We start from the raw sequence: 15,575 nt of genomic DNA, 5'->3' as shown, positions 1-15,575 counted from the left end.
GGTGATATGAGCCGACCCATCCAGGGATTGGAAGATCTGCACCATGGCTTCCCCGTGGAGCGGGTTGGGCAGCGGCACCGTGGTTTTGCATTTGAAACGGTAACTGGTGCGCCTGCTATCACTTGGGGGGATTTTGAAGAAGTGTTTGATGCTGGACACAGTGGCACTTACCTTTCTGGGCATAACACTCGTGGATGGCCTTCAGAGGCTATGCAGCAAAGCCTTTCCCCTGCCCGGAGAAACCACAGCCTGCCGCCTTGTGTGGATGCGATAGATGAGGCTCTGCCTATCGACTCGGGCACTTACCATGACAACGTTGGCAACAGGGCCTCTATCCCCTTCGCCAGGAGCAAAATTTTCTCGCAAACGATTGGAAAAAGAAAAGGCGCCTCAAGGGCGCCTTTTTGACAGTTTTGCGTGATCTCAGGGAGAGGCGTTAACCGCTTATTCCCATTCGATAGTGGCAGGCGGCTTGCCGGAGACGTCGTACACCACGCGGGAGATGCCGTTGATCTCGTTGATGATGCGGTTCGACACGTGGCCGAGGAAGTCGTACGGCAGGTGAGCCCAGTGGGCGGTCATGAAGTCGATGGTCTCGACGGCGCGAAGCGCAATGACCCAGTCGTACTTGCGGCCATCGCCCATGACGCCGACGGAGCGCACCGGCAGGAAGACGGCGAACGCCTGGCTGACCTGGTTGTAGAGGTCGGCCTTGCGCAGCTCTTCGATGAAGATGGCGTCAGCCTTGCGCAGCAGGTCGCAGTACTCTTTCTTCACTTCGCCAAGCACGCGCACGCCCAGGCCCGGACCCGGGAAGGGGTGACGGTAGAGCATGTCGTAGGGCAGGCCGAGTTCGAGGCCGACACGGCGCACTTCGTCCTTGAACAGCTCGCGCAGCGGCTCCACCAGCCCCATCTTCATCTCTTCCGGCAGGCCGCCGACGTTGTGGTGGGACTTGATGACGTGAGCCTTGCCGGTCTTGCTGGCAGCGGATTCGATGACGTCCGGGTAGATGGTGCCCTGGGCCAGCCACTTGGCGTTCTTGAGCTTCTTGGACTCGTCGTCGAACACTTCGACGAAGACGCGGCCGATGGTCTTGCGCTTGGCTTCCGGCTCGTCGATACCCGCGAGAGCGGAGAGGAAGCGCTCTTCGGCGTCGACCTTGATGATGTTCAGGCCGAAGTGATCGCCGAACATGTCCATCACCTGCTGGCCTTCGTTCAGGCGCAGCAGGCCGTTGTCGACGAAGACACAGGTCAGGCGATCGCCGATGGCGCGGTGCACCAGCATGGCGACCACGGAGGAGTCCACGCCGCCGGAGAGGCCCAGGATCACCTCGTCGTCACCCACCTGCTCGCGGATGCGGGCAACGGCGTCGTCGATGATGGTGGCCGGGGTCCAGAGGCACTCGCAGCCGCAGATGTCCTTGACGAAGTGCTCCAGCATGCGGGCACCCTGACGGGTGTGGGTCACTTCCGGGTGGAACTGCACGCCGTAGAAGCGCTTGGCTTCGTCGGCCATGGCGGCGTGGGGGCAGGTCGCGGTCTGGGCGATGGTGGTGAAGCCGGCGGGGATCTCGGTGACCTTGTCGCCGTGGCTCATCCAGACATCCAGCAGGGCATTGCCGTTGTCAGCAATGGCGTCTTCGATGTTGCGCAAGAGGGCGCTGGTCTTGCCGGACTGGCCCAGCACTTCGACCTGGGCGTAGCCGAATTCACGCAGGTTGGAGGACTGCACCTTGCCGCCGAGCTGCTCGGACATGGTCTGCATGCCGTAGCAGATACCGAACACCGGCACACCGGCGTTGAACACGTACTCGGGGGCGCGCGGGCTGCCCGCCTCGGTCACTGATTCCGGGCCGCCGGAGAGGATGATGCCGCTCGGGTTGAACTCGCGGATCTGCTCTTCGGTTACATCCCAGGCCCACAGCTCGCAGTAGACGCCGATTTCACGGACGCGACGGGCGATGAGCTGGGTGTACTGGGAACCGAAATCCAGGATAAGGATACGGTGGGCGTGAATGTCTTTAGTCATTTTATTCCTGCATCAGGCTGATGTTGTCACAAAAAGCACGGGATAAAAAAAGGGTGGAAAAACGGGGCGTAGAGCCCCGTTTCATCAGCCCATCCGGTAGTTGGGGGCTTCTTTGGTAATGGTCACGTCGTGAACGTGGGACTCTTTCATCCCGGCGCCCGAGATGCGCACGAACTCGGCCTTGGTGCGCATGTCGTCGATGGTCGCGCTGCCGGTCAGACCCATGGAGGAGCGCAGGCCGCCCATCTGCTGGTGGATGATCTCTTTGAGGCGGCCCTTGTACGGCACGCGCCCTTCGATCCCTTCCGGCACCAGCTTGTCGGCGGCGTTATCGGTCTGGAAGTAACGGTCGCTGGAGCCCTTGGACATGGCACCCAGAGAGCCCATGCCGCGGTAGGACTTGAAGGAGCGGCCCTGATAGAGCTCGATCTCGCCCGGCGCCTCTTCGGTACCGGCAAACATGGAGCCCACCATGACGCAGCTTGCGCCCGCGGCGATGGCCTTGGCCACGTCACCGGAGAAGCGGATGCCGCCATCGGCAATCACCGGCACGCCGGTGCCTTCCAGGGCGTCGACGGCGTCGGAGATGGCGGTGATCTGGGGCACGCCCACGCCGGTCACGATACGGGTAGTACAGATGGAGCCCGGGCCGATACCGACCTTGACGGCGTTGACACCCGCTTCCACCAGCGCCTTGGCGCCAGCGGCGGTGGCGACGTTGCCGCCGATGATTTGCAGGTCAGGATAGGCTTCACGGGTCGCCTTGATGCGATCCAGCACGCCCTGGGAGTGGCCGTGGGAGGAGTCAATCAGCAGCACGTCCACACCGGCTTCCACCAGGGCGGCGACGCGCTCTTCGTTGCCGGCACCGGCACCGACGGCGGCACCGACCCGCAGACGGCCACGCTCGTCTTTACAGGCGTTGGGCTTGCGCTCGGCTTTCTGGAAGTCCTTCACGGTGATCATGCCCTTGAGCTTGAAGTCGCCGTTGACCACCAGCACCTTCTCGATGCGATGCTTTTGCATCAGAGCCACCACCTCTTCACGAGGGGCCCCTTCACGCACGGTCACCAGACGATCTTTCTGGGTCATGATCTGTTCGACGGTCTGGGAGAGATCGATGACGAAGCGCACGTCACGGCCGGTGATGATGCCCACCAGCTGGTTGCCGTCAGTCACCACGGGGTAACCGGCGAAACCGTTCTTGTGACTCAGCTCCTTGATCTGGGCGATGGTCATGTCAGGGCGCACGGTAACGGGGTCGCTGACCACGCCGCTCTCGTACTTCTTGACCTTGCGCACTTCGGCAGCCTGCTGCTCGATGGACATGTTCTTGTGAATGAAGCCGATACCGCCTTCCTGGGCCAGTGCGATAGCCAGACGGGCTTCGGTCACTGTGTCCATGGCAGCGGAGATCATCGGGATATTCAGCGTGATCGCAGACGTGAGCTTGGTACGCAGGTCGGCGGTATTGGGGAGAACAGTGGAGTGGGCTGGAACCAACAGTACATCGTCGAAGGTCAGCGCTTCTTTGGCAATCCTGAGCATGGCAATATCTCACCGTTGAGGAGTGGGGGTGTAAAATATTGCCGACAAATTTTACTCATGCATTGGGCAGTGGTAAAGAAGTTTTTTGAATTTTTTATGGCGTAGCCCGATTTAACGCCACCAACAGGGCAAAAAACCAATAAATTCAGCCGTAACCATGCCGTTTTTCCCGACAAGATGATCTTTTTTGCCGTTGAGCCCCTTTCTGCCGCCAGTCTCCCGGAACGACCTTTTTTCCACTCACAGCCGTCAGCCAGACCGGCGGTCAGTTCCCCTGATAGCGGCCCGGCTTGTGCCAGTTCATCAGCATGGCGTTCATGGCCAGCGCACTCAGGGTTGACCAGAGCAGCAGGGGAAGCGGCAGGGTGAGCAGAGAGAGCGCAAACACCAGCACATCCAGCACCATCTGGCTCTTTCCCGCATTGATGCCGGTGCGCCGTTGCAGCCAGAGCGTCACCACGCCGGTGCCCCCCACGGAGGCATTGTGGCGCGCCAGAGACAAGACCCCCATGCCGAGGAAGGTTCCCCCCACCAGGGCGGCAAACAGGGGATGGACATAGCTCACCGTTAGCAGCAGCGGCACCGCCTGGGTGGCCGCCGAGAGGGCGACGTTGACGATCAGCGTCTTGAGGGTGAAGGCGCGCCCCATGGTGACGTAGCAGAACACCATGAAGGGCAGGTTCACCAGGAAGAAGAGCACGCCGATGGGCAGGGTGCTGACATGGGCGATCAGCAGGGCGATGCCCGCGATGCCACCGGTGATCATGCCGGAACACTTGAGCAGATTGAGCCCCACGGCGATAAACATGACCCCGAGCACCATGCCGTAGACATCGTCCTTGAGGGTATGGGCCAGCCCCCTGCCCGCAGCCGCTGGCTGCATGGTCATTTCACCTTCCATATGACTCCTTAGATCCGATGTGATGGTGGCATCCGTTGCCCGACAACCAGGCCGCGTTGGGGCTGATGGCGGCGGCCCGTTCACCTTGCCGTCCCCACCCCCCAATCTTGCGTCCCCCGCCCCCTTATGTCGCCATCGTGGGGATGACAAGGCACAGCAAAAAGAGCGCCAATCAAAACAAGAGTCCGCGATACCATAAATAATCGGATTTAAATTCTGATAAATGCGCAATGTGCAGATCGAATGCACCACTTCAGTGATCGGCCATCACAGTGGCGCAGCATGTTTACCCGAGTCACCGAGAAAGGCCTCGTGGTATCCCCTTCACAGCCCGTTTTTTCGGCAGATCATGTCGATACGATGCCGCTTTTCAGCATGGATGATGCCTGTCATGGGGTAAGCCCGAGGGCCATACGGCGTGTTTCTTCGGGGCGGGCTCCAGGGGCGGATGTGGATGGAGCGCACCAATAAAGTGCAATTGCACCAATATAGATCAACCGAGTGGCACAGTTTGCCTTGCACCGCGGCGCAAAGGCGACATGGGCACCGCTTTGCTCACTGCCACGAGCACTGCAATATGCAGAGCATGAAGTGACTCGAGCGGCGGATGCACTACTTCCCTTCCCTCTAGCCCCCTTCCCATGAGCGTGCTGGTCGCGAGTCCACAGGCCTGCCCATCCACCAGCCCCCCCAGCCAGAGTCCCATCAGGATGGGGCATCCATTCAGGCATAGGCAGAAGGCAGAATAAAAAAGTCGGCCCGAAGGCCGACTCGCTGCTCCCTGTGACAGGGCTTCCTTACTTGAGGTATTTGCCGTCAGCACCGACCTTGCCCGGGCCGTTCAGTACCCAGACCCGCGCCGAATAGGCGGGCACCGCAAAGCTCAGGCTGCCGTTGCTGACGCTCTGGCTCGCACCGGTTACCGCGTCCGTGTAGGTGCCGTTCTTCAGGCCACTCAGGTTTATCTGCTGGGCCGAGTTGGCCGCAAGGCCCACGGCGGCGTAGCTCCCTTGGGCGCTCAGATCACGCACGAAGCTGATGCCGCTCCCCCACTCGTTCACCTGGCTCATGGGCGCCTTTTGCAGGGCGGGCACCGCCTTGCGGATCTGGTTCAGGCGCTTGATGTGCTGATAGAGCGGGTGGCTCGGGGTGGCGGGGTTGTCCAGCACCTCCCCGTAGTAGGCACGACCGGTCTGATCCACCGTCATGGTGGCCCCGTCGATGTCCTGGGGCTTGCCCGCCTGGAACATCACCTCCTCCCCGTAGTAGAGGGTCGGGATCCCCCGCGCCGTCCAGAGCAGGTTGTAGGTCATGGCCGCATTGCCCTCTTCCCCGCCGTAGCGGTACTTGAAGTCGTTGTCCGGCCCCACGTCGTGGTTCTGGAAGAAGGTGATGAGCTTGGTGGCATCCCCATAGACCCAGTCCATGGCGAAGATCCCCCCTACCCCGCCAAAGTTCCCCCGGGCGACGTTGTCACGGAAGGTGGAGAACAGTGAGAAGTCCAGCACCGAGAGGCCGGAATCGCCCCCTGCACGGGGATTGGCCGGGTTGGCCGTGGTGCGGGTATACCACCAGGGGCGGATCACCGCCGAGGCATTGTCGTTGGCCAGCTCAGAGCCCCATCCGGTGCCCTTGACCAGGTTTTCGCCAAAGACGAACAGCCCCGGCTTGTGGGCCTGCCAGTCGTGGACATAGGTCAGCAGTTCGTCCCGCTCGATGTGCTTCAAGGTATCGATACGGATGGCATCGACCCCCATGTCGAGGTACTGACGAATGGCGCCGTTGAGGTAGTCCTTGACGTTCTGGTTGCCGGTGGCCAAGTCGATGCAGTCCCCCGCCATGTGCTTGCGCTGCAGGGCAAGCGGGCTCTCCCAGTCACCGCCGGACATGAAACCGTCCAGGTGATACCAGGCGGGATCCAGGGTCTGGGCGTCGATGCCGAAGAAGCGGTTGGGGTTGTAGCCTGCGCTCGGCACGGTGGCGCCGGTCTTGGGATCTACCAGGGGCTGGGTGCCCGCCGGATCCGACTGGCAGCGGGCCTTGTACCAGTCGGGAGCCGCCGGGTTGTCGTCGTCACAGCGGTTGGCACTGGCGTAGTCCCCAAGATTGCCCTGATAGGGACCATTGTTGATGAGTCCCTGGCTCGACCCCGCCGGTACGTAGTATTTGACGGGCAGGCGATCGATCCAGGTCTTGCCGCGCAGGCCGTACTGGCTCGAGTGGTTGAGCACCACGTCCTGGATCACCTTGAGCCCCTTGGCGTGGGCCGCCTGGATGAACTCCCGGTAACCCGCCCCCGGCGACTCCAGACGGGGATCGACCCGGTAGAAGTCGTAGGCTTGACATCCTCCCCCACCTTAGCGCTTCGCGTCACAGGAGGGGGATCCCCATTACTGGGTGATAGCTGCTCGCGCAGTACCGGGTTCCTGCTTCATCGGGCGGCCTGATTGCACCGCGCCTCCACAGGCTAAAACGGCGTGTCCCGCCGCTAAAATATTGCGAGCGCCGTTCACATCGGCGTTCGCCTCATAACCACACGCAGCGCATTTAAACTGGCTTTGCGTCTGGCGGTTATCCTTCGCAGTATGCCCACAACAGGCGCACTGCTGGCTCGTGTAGGCCGGGTTTATCGCCAACACCTGACCACCTCGCCATGCCTGCTTGTATTCGAGCTGGCGGCGCAGCTCAAACCAGCCCTGATCTAATATCGAACGATTCAGCCCTGATTTTGCCCGGACGTTGCGCCCCGGCTGACTGGTCGTGCCCGCTGCTGATTTTGACATGCTGGCAACCTTCAAATCCTCAATGACGATCATCGCGTGGTTTTTGCTGATAGTCGTTGTGACCTTGTGAAGGTAATCGCGGCGGGTGTTGGCGATATGTGAGTGCAGCCGCTGGATCTTGGCTTTTTGTTTCTTCCAGTTGCTGCTGAACTTTACCTTTTTGCTCAACTGGCGTTGGAGCCTTGCCAGCTTGGTCTGATTGGTTTTGAAGCTGTTGACGGGCTCAAACACCGTGCCATCTGACAGGGTTGCGAGCTTGGCGATCCCCGCATCCAGCCCGACCATTGAGCCGGAGGGGTGAATTGGCTCGGACGTCTCCTGCTCGACCTGAAAGGAGATATACCAATCCCCGGCTGCTTGGCTGACGGTCGCGTTTTTAATTTTTCCTTCAACTGGCTGGGACTGGCGAAACTTGACCCACGCCAGCCCGGCAGGCAGCTTCACGCGACCTTTTTCAAGGCGGCAATACTTGTCAAAGTTGACGAAGCGGATCGAGTCGCGGTTGTCGCTTTTCTTCTTGAAAACGGGAGCCTTGGCGGCGAGTTTTTTATCAAAGCAGCGCATCCACGCGCCGTGCAAGTCTTTGAGTTTCTGCTGGAGGTTGTCGGTATATGCCTCGGTCAGAAAGGCCATTTCTGGGTCTTTCTTCCAACTGGTGAGCATCCGGTTCAGCTCAAAGGCAGAAGGTAGTTTTTCGCCAGCATCCAGAATGCGCTTTGTCTCTGCCAGCCCGTGATTCCAGACATAACGAGCACAACCGCCCAACTGGCGCAGGCGTTGCGCTTGTTGGGCGGTCGGTTCGAGTCGGAACTTGTAGGCTTTCAGAATTTGCATTTAGCGCTCAGTGTGTAGCATTATTGCCATATCTATTAAGCCCGATTGAGTGACAGAATGCAATTCACTAAAATTAATAAATCACGCCATGCGACCTACGTTTTGCACGTACATTTGGTGTTTATCACCAAGTATCGAAAGCCGATATTGGGGGATCTGCATCACGCTTCCTTCAGTCAGTGTGCGGCAGAGGTTTGCAGAGATTTTGGTGCGGAACTGAAAGAGTGTGACGGAGAGGCTGATCATGTTCACATGCTGATAGAGTACGGCCCAACAGTGCAGCTATCGGTGCTGGTGAACTCGTTAAAGGCGGTCACATCAAGGCGACTGCGTAATGAATTTCTGGACTTGAGGGGTGCTTACAGCAAACCCGTACTCTGGTCACGCTCTTACTTTGCGGGCTCTTGCGGCGGTGCGCCGTTAGAGGTGATCAAGCAATACATTCAAAACCAGCGGGGCTGACGCCCCGGCGAAATTCCCCTCCCACCTACGTCGGAGGGAGTCCCCTTTCGCATTTAAGATGGTAGCCGTGGTAGTCGAGGCCGGAGCGGTTCTCCACCGGCGGCGTCACCCAGATGGCGGTGAAGCCGAGATCCTTGATGTAGTCGAGCTTGGCGATCAAACCCTTGAAGTCGCCACGCCACTGGGGATCCCCCGCCTTGTAGCGATCCCGGTTATGGTAGTTGTTGCCGGCATCGCCGTCATAGAAGCGGGCCGTCAGCAGGAAGTAGATGCTCTCGGCGCGAAAATCGCCGCTCGCCACCCCCTGCTCGCCGATACGGTACTCGAAGCGCTGCTCCCGCTGGTTGCCGCTCTCGTCCACCGCGAGGGTGCGGATCACCAGGTCCGTGCCGCTCCCCTTGTCGTTCGCCACCAGGGGCTGGCCTGCATAACAGGCCGACGCCGTGGTGGGCTGGCTGCCGTCCGTGGTGAAATGCACGGCGGGGGCGGCGTCCTGATCGTCGCTCACTCCCAGGGTGATGGACTGGCTGTCCACATAACTCCCCGGCGCCGGGGTAGCGGTCACCGTGGGGGCCTGCACATCTGCCCCCGCCAGGGTCTCGAGTTCAACGACCTTGCGCTGGCTGTCAAAGCAGATGCGATAGCGGGTGTTGGCGCTGACCAGGTAATCCTGGGCAGGATAGGCCTCGGTCCAGTCCCCCTTGTGGTCAATCTTGAAGCGGGGGTTGCTGCTGCCAAACGCCTGCTCGGTGCAGAAGGTGGTGCCATCCTCGGTTGTCATGGGGGTGAGACCCCAGTTATTGGGGGTACCGCGGAAGTACCAGCTGTCGCCGCTCTGTCCGGCGGCCACCACCACGCTCACGCTGCTGCTGCCCTTGGCCCCCTGATCGTCGGTGACCGTGAGGCCATAGGTGAAGGTGCCCGTCTGTGCCGTGTTGACGACCATGCTCTCCGTGGTCTCGCCGCTGCTCCACAGATAGCTCGCTATCTGACCGTCGGGATCCGTGGAGTCACTGCCGCTCAGGGTGAGCGCCGCACCCTGGGCCACGTTCACCGTGCCCCCCGGGGTGATGACCGCAAGCGGCGGCTGGTTGTCATCCCCAAGCGGCACGATGCTGTAGGCCAGGGTCTGGTCATTGACCTGGATGCGCACCGTGCCGGTGCCGTTCCAGAAGATGTCGCCGTCGCCGTTGCTGTCCCCGAAGTTGATGGCCCAGTCGCCGGCCTGATCAAACTTCAGGCGCTGGCTCGCCTTGCCATCCATGTAGGCCTCGGCCTGCCACAGGTGATCCCCTATCAGGGTCATGGGGAGGCTGGCCCAGCCGTTGAAGGTGCCGCGCACATTGAGCTGCGGCAGAGTGCTTGCAAACCCCGAGGCCTCGCAACTGGCGACCGCCGTCGTGCTCACCGCCTGGGTCGTGGCGTTGATGCGGATCTGGTACGCCGTGTTGGCATTGACCCCGTAGTCGGCCGCCGGGTAGCTCTGCTGCCAGTTGCCGTACCTGTCTATCTTGAAGCGCGGCCCGCCACTGGCGTCGCCGCTCACGAAGCGCTGGCAGGTTTCAAAATTGACGCCGTCGGTCGACGCCATGGCGGTCGCCGCCCATCCATTTGCGGTGCCCCGGAAGAACCACTCCGCCGCCATCCCGGGCGGCGTGATCATGGTCCCCAACATTCCGGCCACGAGTATCCATCTAGCCATTGATAGTCCTTTGTTTTTCATTGTGTTGTGTGTGATGCCGGTGTGCCCCGGCATTCCCCCATCCGCGACGTCCCGCCTTCAGATGAGCCCGACCAGTCTAGAAGTCGCCGTGGTCGATTCGTGGCCATAAGGTGCGAAATGTGACCGCCATAGACCAGGAAATAAGCTGTATGTGATTGATAGCGCTTTCATTTCTGGGCATGGGGTCGAACTTCCCAGGATAGAGAGGCGCTCCCCGTGACGGCCGTATCGGGGGGTAGGATCAGCGCTCTGCACGGCGCCGTTGCCATTGGGGGCTCTTGCCGCCATGATGCAGGGCCGCCCTTGCCATCCCGGGCACCGGGCGGCTCATTCAAGGAGAGACGATGAGACCATCGGATTATGGGAGGCTGCTGGCGCTGGCCGCCATCTGGGGCGCCAGCTTCCTGTTCATGCGCATCGCGGCGCCGGCGTTCGGCTCCATCAACACCACCTTCCTGCGGGTCTTCTTCGCCCTCGTCGGGCTCGCCGCCATGCTCCTGCTGCTGCGCACCCCCATGCAGTTTCACGGCAAGCTGAAAGCCATCATGGTGCTCGGCATCATCAACTCCGGCGTGCCCTTCCTGATGTACGCCGTGGCGGCCCTCTGGCTGCCCGCCGGCTACTCGGCCATCCTCAACGCCACCACGCCGCTGATGGGGGCCCTCATTGGCTTCTCCTTCTTTCACGAGGAGCTGACCTTGCGCAAGTGGGCCGGGGTCATGCTGGGGCTGGTGGGCATCGGGCTCATCACCACCACGGGGGAGGTCGACCTGAGCGGTCAGCTCGCCATCGGGGTGCTGGCCTGCCTCATCGCCACCGCCTGCTACGGCTGCGCTGGCTTCCTGACGAGGCGCTGGATCACCGAGCGGGGCGGACTGGACGCGAAGCTGGTGGCCTTCGGCAGCCAGATCGGGGCCGTCCTCTTCCTGCTCCCCTTCTTCGGCTACAGCCTGACGAGCGGGCCCGCCGTCGACTGGGCCCAGCCTGGGGTCTGGGCCAGCGTGCTGGCGGTCGGGCTCCTCTGCACCGCCTTCGCCTATCTGCTCTATTTCAGGCTGATCGCCGACATCGGGCCCCTGCGCTCCCTCACGGTCACCTTCCTCATCCCGCCGTTCGGCATCCTCTGGGGCTATCTGGTGCTTGGCGAAACCCTCACCGGCGGCTTCGTGCTCGGCGGCGCCGTGGTCTGCCTCGCGGTCTGGCTGGTGACCAGCCACGCCAAGCCGGCCAGGGCGCAGGAGTAGGGCAAAGCCTCATCTGTCGGGCCCCATGGCTCGGCAGATGGGCACAACTGGGGTAAGATGGCCCCCATCGTTTCTCCCGCCCCGGCGGACACCACAGCAGGGCCAGCCTTGAATCAGCTCAACCAATCCAGCCAGAACAAGCAGCAGATCTTTACCGTCACCCGCCTCAACAGCGCCGTGCGCATGATCCTGGAGCAGGATCTGGGGCTGGTGTGGCTGACCGGGGAGCTCTCCAACCTCGCGATGCCAAGCTCGGGCCACTGGTACTTCTCCTTGAAGGACATGTCGGCCCAGGTGCGCTGCGCCATGTTCAAGGGCAACAACCGCCGGGTGCCGTTCCGCCCCCAGGACGGCATGCAGGTGCTGGTGCAGGCCCGGGTCTCCCTCTATGAGCCCCGGGGCGACTATCAGCTCATCATCGAGTCGATGCAACCCGCCGGGGACGGCATGCTGGCCCTGCGCTTCGAGGAGCTCAAGCGCCGCCTCGGGGCCGAGGGGCTGTTCGACGAGGGGGCCAAGCGCCCCCTGCCCCGCGAGCCCCGCGCCGTGGGTCTGGTCACCTCGGCCACCGGCGCCGCCCTGCACGACATGCTGACCGTCTTGCGCCGCCGCGCCCCGGACTTGCCCGTCTTCATCTACCCGACCCTGGTGCAGGGCAGCGCCGCCACCGCCCAGATCGTCTCGGCGATCATGCTTGCCAACCGGCGCGCCGAGGTGGATGTGCTCATCGTCGGGCGCGGCGGCGGGTCACTGGAGGATCTCTGGTGCTTCAACGAGGAGGCGGTGGCCCGTGCCATCCACGGCTCCGCCATCCCCGTGGTGAGCGCCGTGGGTCACGAGGTTGACGTCACCATCAGCGACTTTGCCGCTGACTTGCGCGCCCCCACCCCCTCCGCCGCCGCCGAGCTGGTGGCGCCGGACAGGAGTGCCCGCGCCCAGCGCCTCGTGCACCTGCGCCAGCGGCTCACCCAGGCCATGAACCGCCACCAGACCGCCGCCCGCCACGGCTTCGCCCTGCTGCAAAAGCGGCTCGACCACCAGGATCCCAAGCGCCGGCTGGAGCAGCAGTCCCAGCGCCTCGACGAGCTGTCCGCCCGCCTGCAGCAACTGCTGGCAAGCCGCCTGCATCAGGGGGAGCGACGCCTGGCCAATCTTGAGCTGCGCCTGCAGGCCAAAAGCCCCGAGAAGCTGCTGGCCGCCGGCAAGCGCCGCCACCAGCTCGCGGAGGAGCGGCTCCATGCCCTGATTGCCCGGCGCCAGGATGTGGCCGGACACCGCCTCGCCATGCTGAGCGCACGCCTCGACGGGGTCAGCCCGCTGGCCACCCTGGGACGCGGCTACGCCATCGTACGCACCCCGACCGGCGAGGTGATCAGCCGCGCCGCTCAGGTGAACGTCGGCCAGCCCCTGGTCACCACCCTGGCCGAGGGCCAGCTGCGGGTGCGCGTGGAAGAGGTGCACAACCCCTAACCCAGCGGGGGCACTCATGGCGCCCCCGCTGCACTGCACTTCACCTCCCTCTCCCACCCTCTACACCAAGGTGGGGTGTACCGCCGCCCGGTTGCCGGATGACCCGGCGCCCCCCTGCTCCCCCGCCAGCGGGTTGCGTTGCACGTATTCAAACAGCCCGGCCTGCAGATTGACGTTCCAGAAGCGTCCCGCCAGGGTGAGCTCAAGGCGCTCCTGACCGAGCTCGGCCAGTCCGTGCGCCTGCCAGCGCTCGAACAGCGGCAGCAAATGGGCCCGCAGCGGCGCAGGCAGGCACGTCAGATCCAGCCAGCCCGCGTCCAGGCCTCCCCGCAGCAGACCGTCGATGCGCACATCGGGGGTCTGCCCCATCACCATGCCTGGGGGGCGTCGCCCTTCGGCCAGCGCCTCGTGCCAGGCGGCCAGATCCCGCCCCTGCATCAGGCCGTGGCCGTGAATGTTGCCCCCCGCCCCCGCCCCGAAGGGAAGGATCTCGGCGCCGCACTTCGCCATCTGGTTGTAACGGCTGCGCTCGGCGGGGGTGCGCCGCCAGTGGCTGCAGGAGAGGCGCTGCCAGCCTCCCGCCTCCAGCGTTTGGGCGCCCTGGGCATACATGGCAGCCCGCTGCGGGCCATCGGCGGCCCAGCCCAATGTCCCCTTCTCCCCGGCGCGGGCCAGGTTGGTGCCCGCCATGGCGATGAGCTGGTAGAGATCCACCCCGTGCACGCCGCTCGCCATCACGTCCGCAACGTCCTGGCGCCACACGAAGTCGTCCTGGCCGGGCAGACCGAAGATGAGATCCGCCGCGATGACGGCCTCGTCGTGGCGGGTCAACGCCCCTAGCCGGGCCAACAGGGTCTCCCTGTCGTCGAAGCGGGCCGCCTGCTGGCGCACGCGAGTATCAAAGCTCTGCACCCCGAACGAGAAGCGGTTGAAGCCCCCCGCCAGCGCGGTCTCCCACTTGGCGTCATCGAAACCGTTGAGGCGCCCCTCCAGGGTCAGCTCCACATCCGAAGTCAGGGGGAAGCGACCAATGGCATTGGCCAGCAGAGCCAGATCGCCCGCCGCCATGTCGGTGGGCGTGCCCCCGCCCACATAGACGGCGGAGAAGGACTGGCTCTGCACCAAGGGGGTCTTGGCCGCCCTGGTCAGCTGCTCGCAGAGGGCCGCCATATAGCGCAATGCTGTTCACTTAAGCGGAGCCGCATTGCGATTTACCGGAAAACGGGTCTTTGATATCTTCACCGCCCTGGGTCTCGATGGCCTGGGGCGTTTTTCTATGAACATGACGCCTATGCAGCCCCGCAACTCCGCCAACCTCCGTGGCGTATGGGCTGGCGATAACGCGCCCGCCATCACTGCCATCTGGTTCGCGATGAACTGACAGGCAAACTTAAAGCTCACCTCATTGGGCGCTCGCTGATGGGCTACGGCGGCCTGGCTGGCCTCCCGCCTGACCAGATTGTATCCAAGCAGCAATCCCCACAGCTCCTGATAGACCAAGTCCACTTTCTTGCTTCTCAGCGTGATGGCGTTGTGCTGCATCGCGCTTTTGATATCCCGGTATCCCAGCTCGATTTCCCAGCGCTCGTGGTACAGGGTCGCCACCTGAGCTGCGCTGAATCGCGCCACGGGCAGGGAGGTAAAGACCGTTTTCTCCTTGCCTGCCACCTCATAGGTCACTGCGCGAACTTGCCAGTGTGTCGGCAACGCCGGGTTTTTCTTGCGAGCCTGAGGCGAGACCGTCATTTGCAACAGACGGTCACCGTCGCCATAGCGCTCAAGTTCCGTGTATACCAGCCCCTTGCGTTCCGGGATGAGCCAGTGACGGTCGGTGTCTTCGGCCTGAATACGCAGCAACAGGTCGGCACCGAAGAAGCCTTTATCCAGCAGGGTCACTGACTTGTCCGGCAATGAGTGAATGAACTCGCTGGCCAGGGGGATTTCCCCTTTGCGGTACGGGCTGATGGCCGCGTTGGCAATGACATGCGAGCGGACATTCATGAGCGTGACCAACCGCAGCATCGGGTAGGGTGTCTGCCGGTTGGTTGAGGTGTTACCCGAGCCGAAATGTGCTCTGAGTTCAGGCATATCCTGGGTTCGGAACAGGGCCCCATCGATGGCAAAGACCTGTAAACCGTGCCAATGGTCTTCAGGATAACGTTCCCGCCCCCACACATCGGCGCACTGTTTGAACAGCCACTCGAGCGGCTGTTTGCCGAGTCGCTGACGGGCCTGAGACAGGGCACTGTCCGCGAGCAAGGCATCATTGGCCAACCCTTCTGCACAGATGTTGAGGCGCCGAGCGACCTCGGAGATGGGCTCATTGCGGAAAAAGGCCATCCCCACGACGAGCCACAAGACCATATCAGAAGGTAAGCGGCGTCGGCGGATAGTGGCCTTTTCAGACAAGGCGGCAGCGGCAGTAATCCATTCGTCGGGAATATGGTCGGCAAAAATGGCCAACCGAGCCAGCATGTCGCCAGATGCCTCAACAACATCGTTCAGATCGTTTGCAATAGACATAAAAAATCCGGAACCAGTGATTGGTTCCGGATTGTCCTACAGCAGAAGGATCG

Annotated in this window: 11 protein-coding genes and 1 pseudogene; 4 read left to right on the top strand and 8 right to left on the bottom strand. The window is 62.5% G+C overall.

Annotation, left to right across the window (positions count from 1 at the left end):
- Positions 1-6 precede the first annotated feature (6 nt).
- Positions 7-408, top strand: a complete 402-nt coding sequence (locus C2U37_RS24920; RefSeq protein ID WP_162231286.1) for a hypothetical protein — start codon at positions 7-9, stop codon at positions 406-408.
- 36 nt (positions 409-444) lie between these two features.
- Here the strand turns inward: C2U37_RS24920 and guaA are convergent, their stop codons facing one another.
- The 5 genes from guaA to C2U37_RS18725 all read right to left on the bottom strand — a co-directional run bounded on the left by guaA (position 445) and on the right by C2U37_RS18725 (position 8,100).
- Positions 445-2,034: a glutamine-hydrolyzing GMP synthase gene (gene guaA / locus C2U37_RS18745; protein ID WP_010674550.1), complete on the bottom strand. Its 1,590-nt coding sequence runs from the start codon at positions 2,032-2,034 to the stop codon at positions 445-447.
- Positions 2,035-2,118: 84 nt separating this feature from the next.
- Positions 2,119-3,582: an IMP dehydrogenase gene (gene guaB, locus C2U37_RS18740; protein ID WP_010674549.1), complete on the bottom strand. Its 1,464-nt coding sequence runs from the start codon at positions 3,580-3,582 to the stop codon at positions 2,119-2,121.
- Positions 3,583-3,847: 265 nt separating this feature from the next.
- A complete protein-coding gene (locus C2U37_RS18735) occupies positions 3,848-4,483 on the bottom strand; it encodes a YitT family protein (protein WP_010674548.1) in 636 nt (211 codons plus the stop codon).
- Positions 4,484-5,280: 797 nt separating this feature from the next.
- On the bottom strand, positions 5,281-6,729 hold the full coding sequence (locus tag C2U37_RS18730) for an alpha-amylase family glycosyl hydrolase (RefSeq protein ID WP_232048251.1): 1,449 nt from the start codon (positions 6,727-6,729) through the stop codon (positions 5,281-5,283).
- 144 nt (positions 6,730-6,873) lie between these two features.
- The gene (locus C2U37_RS18725; protein ID WP_104452886.1) at positions 6,874-8,100 is read right to left on the bottom strand and encodes an RNA-guided endonuclease InsQ/TnpB family protein; all 1,227 of its coding nucleotides are present in this window, start codon (positions 8,098-8,100) and stop codon (positions 6,874-6,876) included.
- Positions 8,101-8,157: 57 nt separating this feature from the next.
- Here C2U37_RS18725 and tnpA point away from each other — a divergent pair, with 57 nt between their 5' ends.
- On the top strand, positions 8,158-8,562 hold the full coding sequence (gene tnpA / locus C2U37_RS18720) for an IS200/IS605 family transposase (protein WP_104452885.1): 405 nt from the start codon (positions 8,158-8,160) through the stop codon (positions 8,560-8,562).
- 25 nt (positions 8,563-8,587) lie between these two features.
- On the opposite strand, the gene C2U37_RS18715 is transcribed toward tnpA, so the two are convergent.
- Positions 8,588-10,264 (bottom strand): alpha-amylase family glycosyl hydrolase, encoded by a 1,677-nt coding sequence (locus C2U37_RS18715; protein WP_227263636.1) that lies wholly within the window; start codon positions 10,262-10,264, stop codon positions 8,588-8,590.
- Positions 10,265-10,629: 365 nt separating this feature from the next.
- On the opposite strand from C2U37_RS18715, the gene C2U37_RS18710 reads away from it, so the two are divergent.
- Positions 10,630-11,529 carry a DMT family transporter gene (locus C2U37_RS18710; protein WP_052815263.1) on the top strand — a complete coding sequence of 300 codons (900 nt, stop codon included), beginning with the start codon at positions 10,630-10,632 and terminating at the stop codon, positions 11,527-11,529.
- Positions 11,530-11,712: 183 nt separating this feature from the next.
- Positions 11,713-12,999, top strand: coding sequence for an exodeoxyribonuclease VII large subunit (gene xseA / locus C2U37_RS18705; RefSeq protein ID WP_442778412.1), 1,287 nt, complete (start codon positions 11,713-11,715; stop codon positions 12,997-12,999).
- A gap of 60 nt (positions 13,000-13,059) precedes the next feature.
- Here xseA and hutW read toward each other — a convergent pair.
- Together hutW and C2U37_RS18695 are read right to left on the bottom strand one after the other, a co-directional pair.
- Positions 13,060-14,175, bottom strand: a pseudogene (gene hutW / locus C2U37_RS18700) (heme anaerobic degradation radical SAM methyltransferase ChuW/HutW); the annotation flags it as partial.
- Between the two features lie 9 nt (positions 14,176-14,184).
- Positions 14,185-15,522, bottom strand: coding sequence for an IS4-like element ISAeme15 family transposase (locus C2U37_RS18695; RefSeq protein ID WP_041205253.1), 1,338 nt, complete (start codon positions 15,520-15,522; stop codon positions 14,185-14,187).
- Positions 15,523-15,575: the final 53 nt, after the last annotated feature.

The sequence above is a fragment of the Aeromonas sp. ASNIH1 genome, assembly GCF_002934285.1.
In the GTDB taxonomy this organism is placed as follows: Bacteria; Pseudomonadota; Gammaproteobacteria; order Enterobacterales; family Aeromonadaceae; genus Aeromonas; species Aeromonas caviae.
This window is presented reverse-complemented; position numbering and strand designations above follow the sequence as displayed.

What these genes read in the sequence shown, in the direction of transcription:
- C2U37_RS24920 (WP_162231286.1), top strand. Translation starts at nt 7, where the DNA reads ATGAGCCGACCCATCCAGGGATTGGAAGATCTGCACCATGGCTTCCCC.
- guaA (WP_010674550.1), bottom strand. Translation starts at nt 2,034, where the DNA reads ATGACTAAAGACATTCACGCCCACCGTATCCTTATCCTGGATTTCGGT.
- guaB (WP_010674549.1), bottom strand. Translation starts at nt 3,582, where the DNA reads ATGCTCAGGATTGCCAAAGAAGCGCTGACCTTCGACGATGTACTGTTG.
- C2U37_RS18735 (WP_010674548.1), bottom strand. Translation starts at nt 4,483, where the DNA reads ATGGAAGGTGAAATGACCATGCAGCCAGCGGCTGCGGGCAGGGGGCTG.
- C2U37_RS18725 (WP_104452886.1), bottom strand. Translation starts at nt 8,100, where the DNA reads ATGCAAATTCTGAAAGCCTACAAGTTCCGACTCGAACCGACCGCCCAA.
- tnpA (WP_104452885.1), top strand. Translation starts at nt 8,158, where the DNA reads ATGCAATTCACTAAAATTAATAAATCACGCCATGCGACCTACGTTTTG.
- C2U37_RS18715 (WP_227263636.1), bottom strand. Translation starts at nt 10,264, where the DNA reads ATGGCTAGATGGATACTCGTGGCCGGAATGTTGGGGACCATGATCACG.
- C2U37_RS18710 (WP_052815263.1), top strand. Translation starts at nt 10,630, where the DNA reads ATGAGACCATCGGATTATGGGAGGCTGCTGGCGCTGGCCGCCATCTGG.
- xseA (WP_442778412.1), top strand. Translation starts at nt 11,713, where the DNA reads ATGATCCTGGAGCAGGATCTGGGGCTGGTGTGGCTGACCGGGGAGCTC.
- C2U37_RS18695 (WP_041205253.1), bottom strand. Translation starts at nt 15,522, where the DNA reads ATGTCTATTGCAAACGATCTGAACGATGTTGTTGAGGCATCTGGCGAC.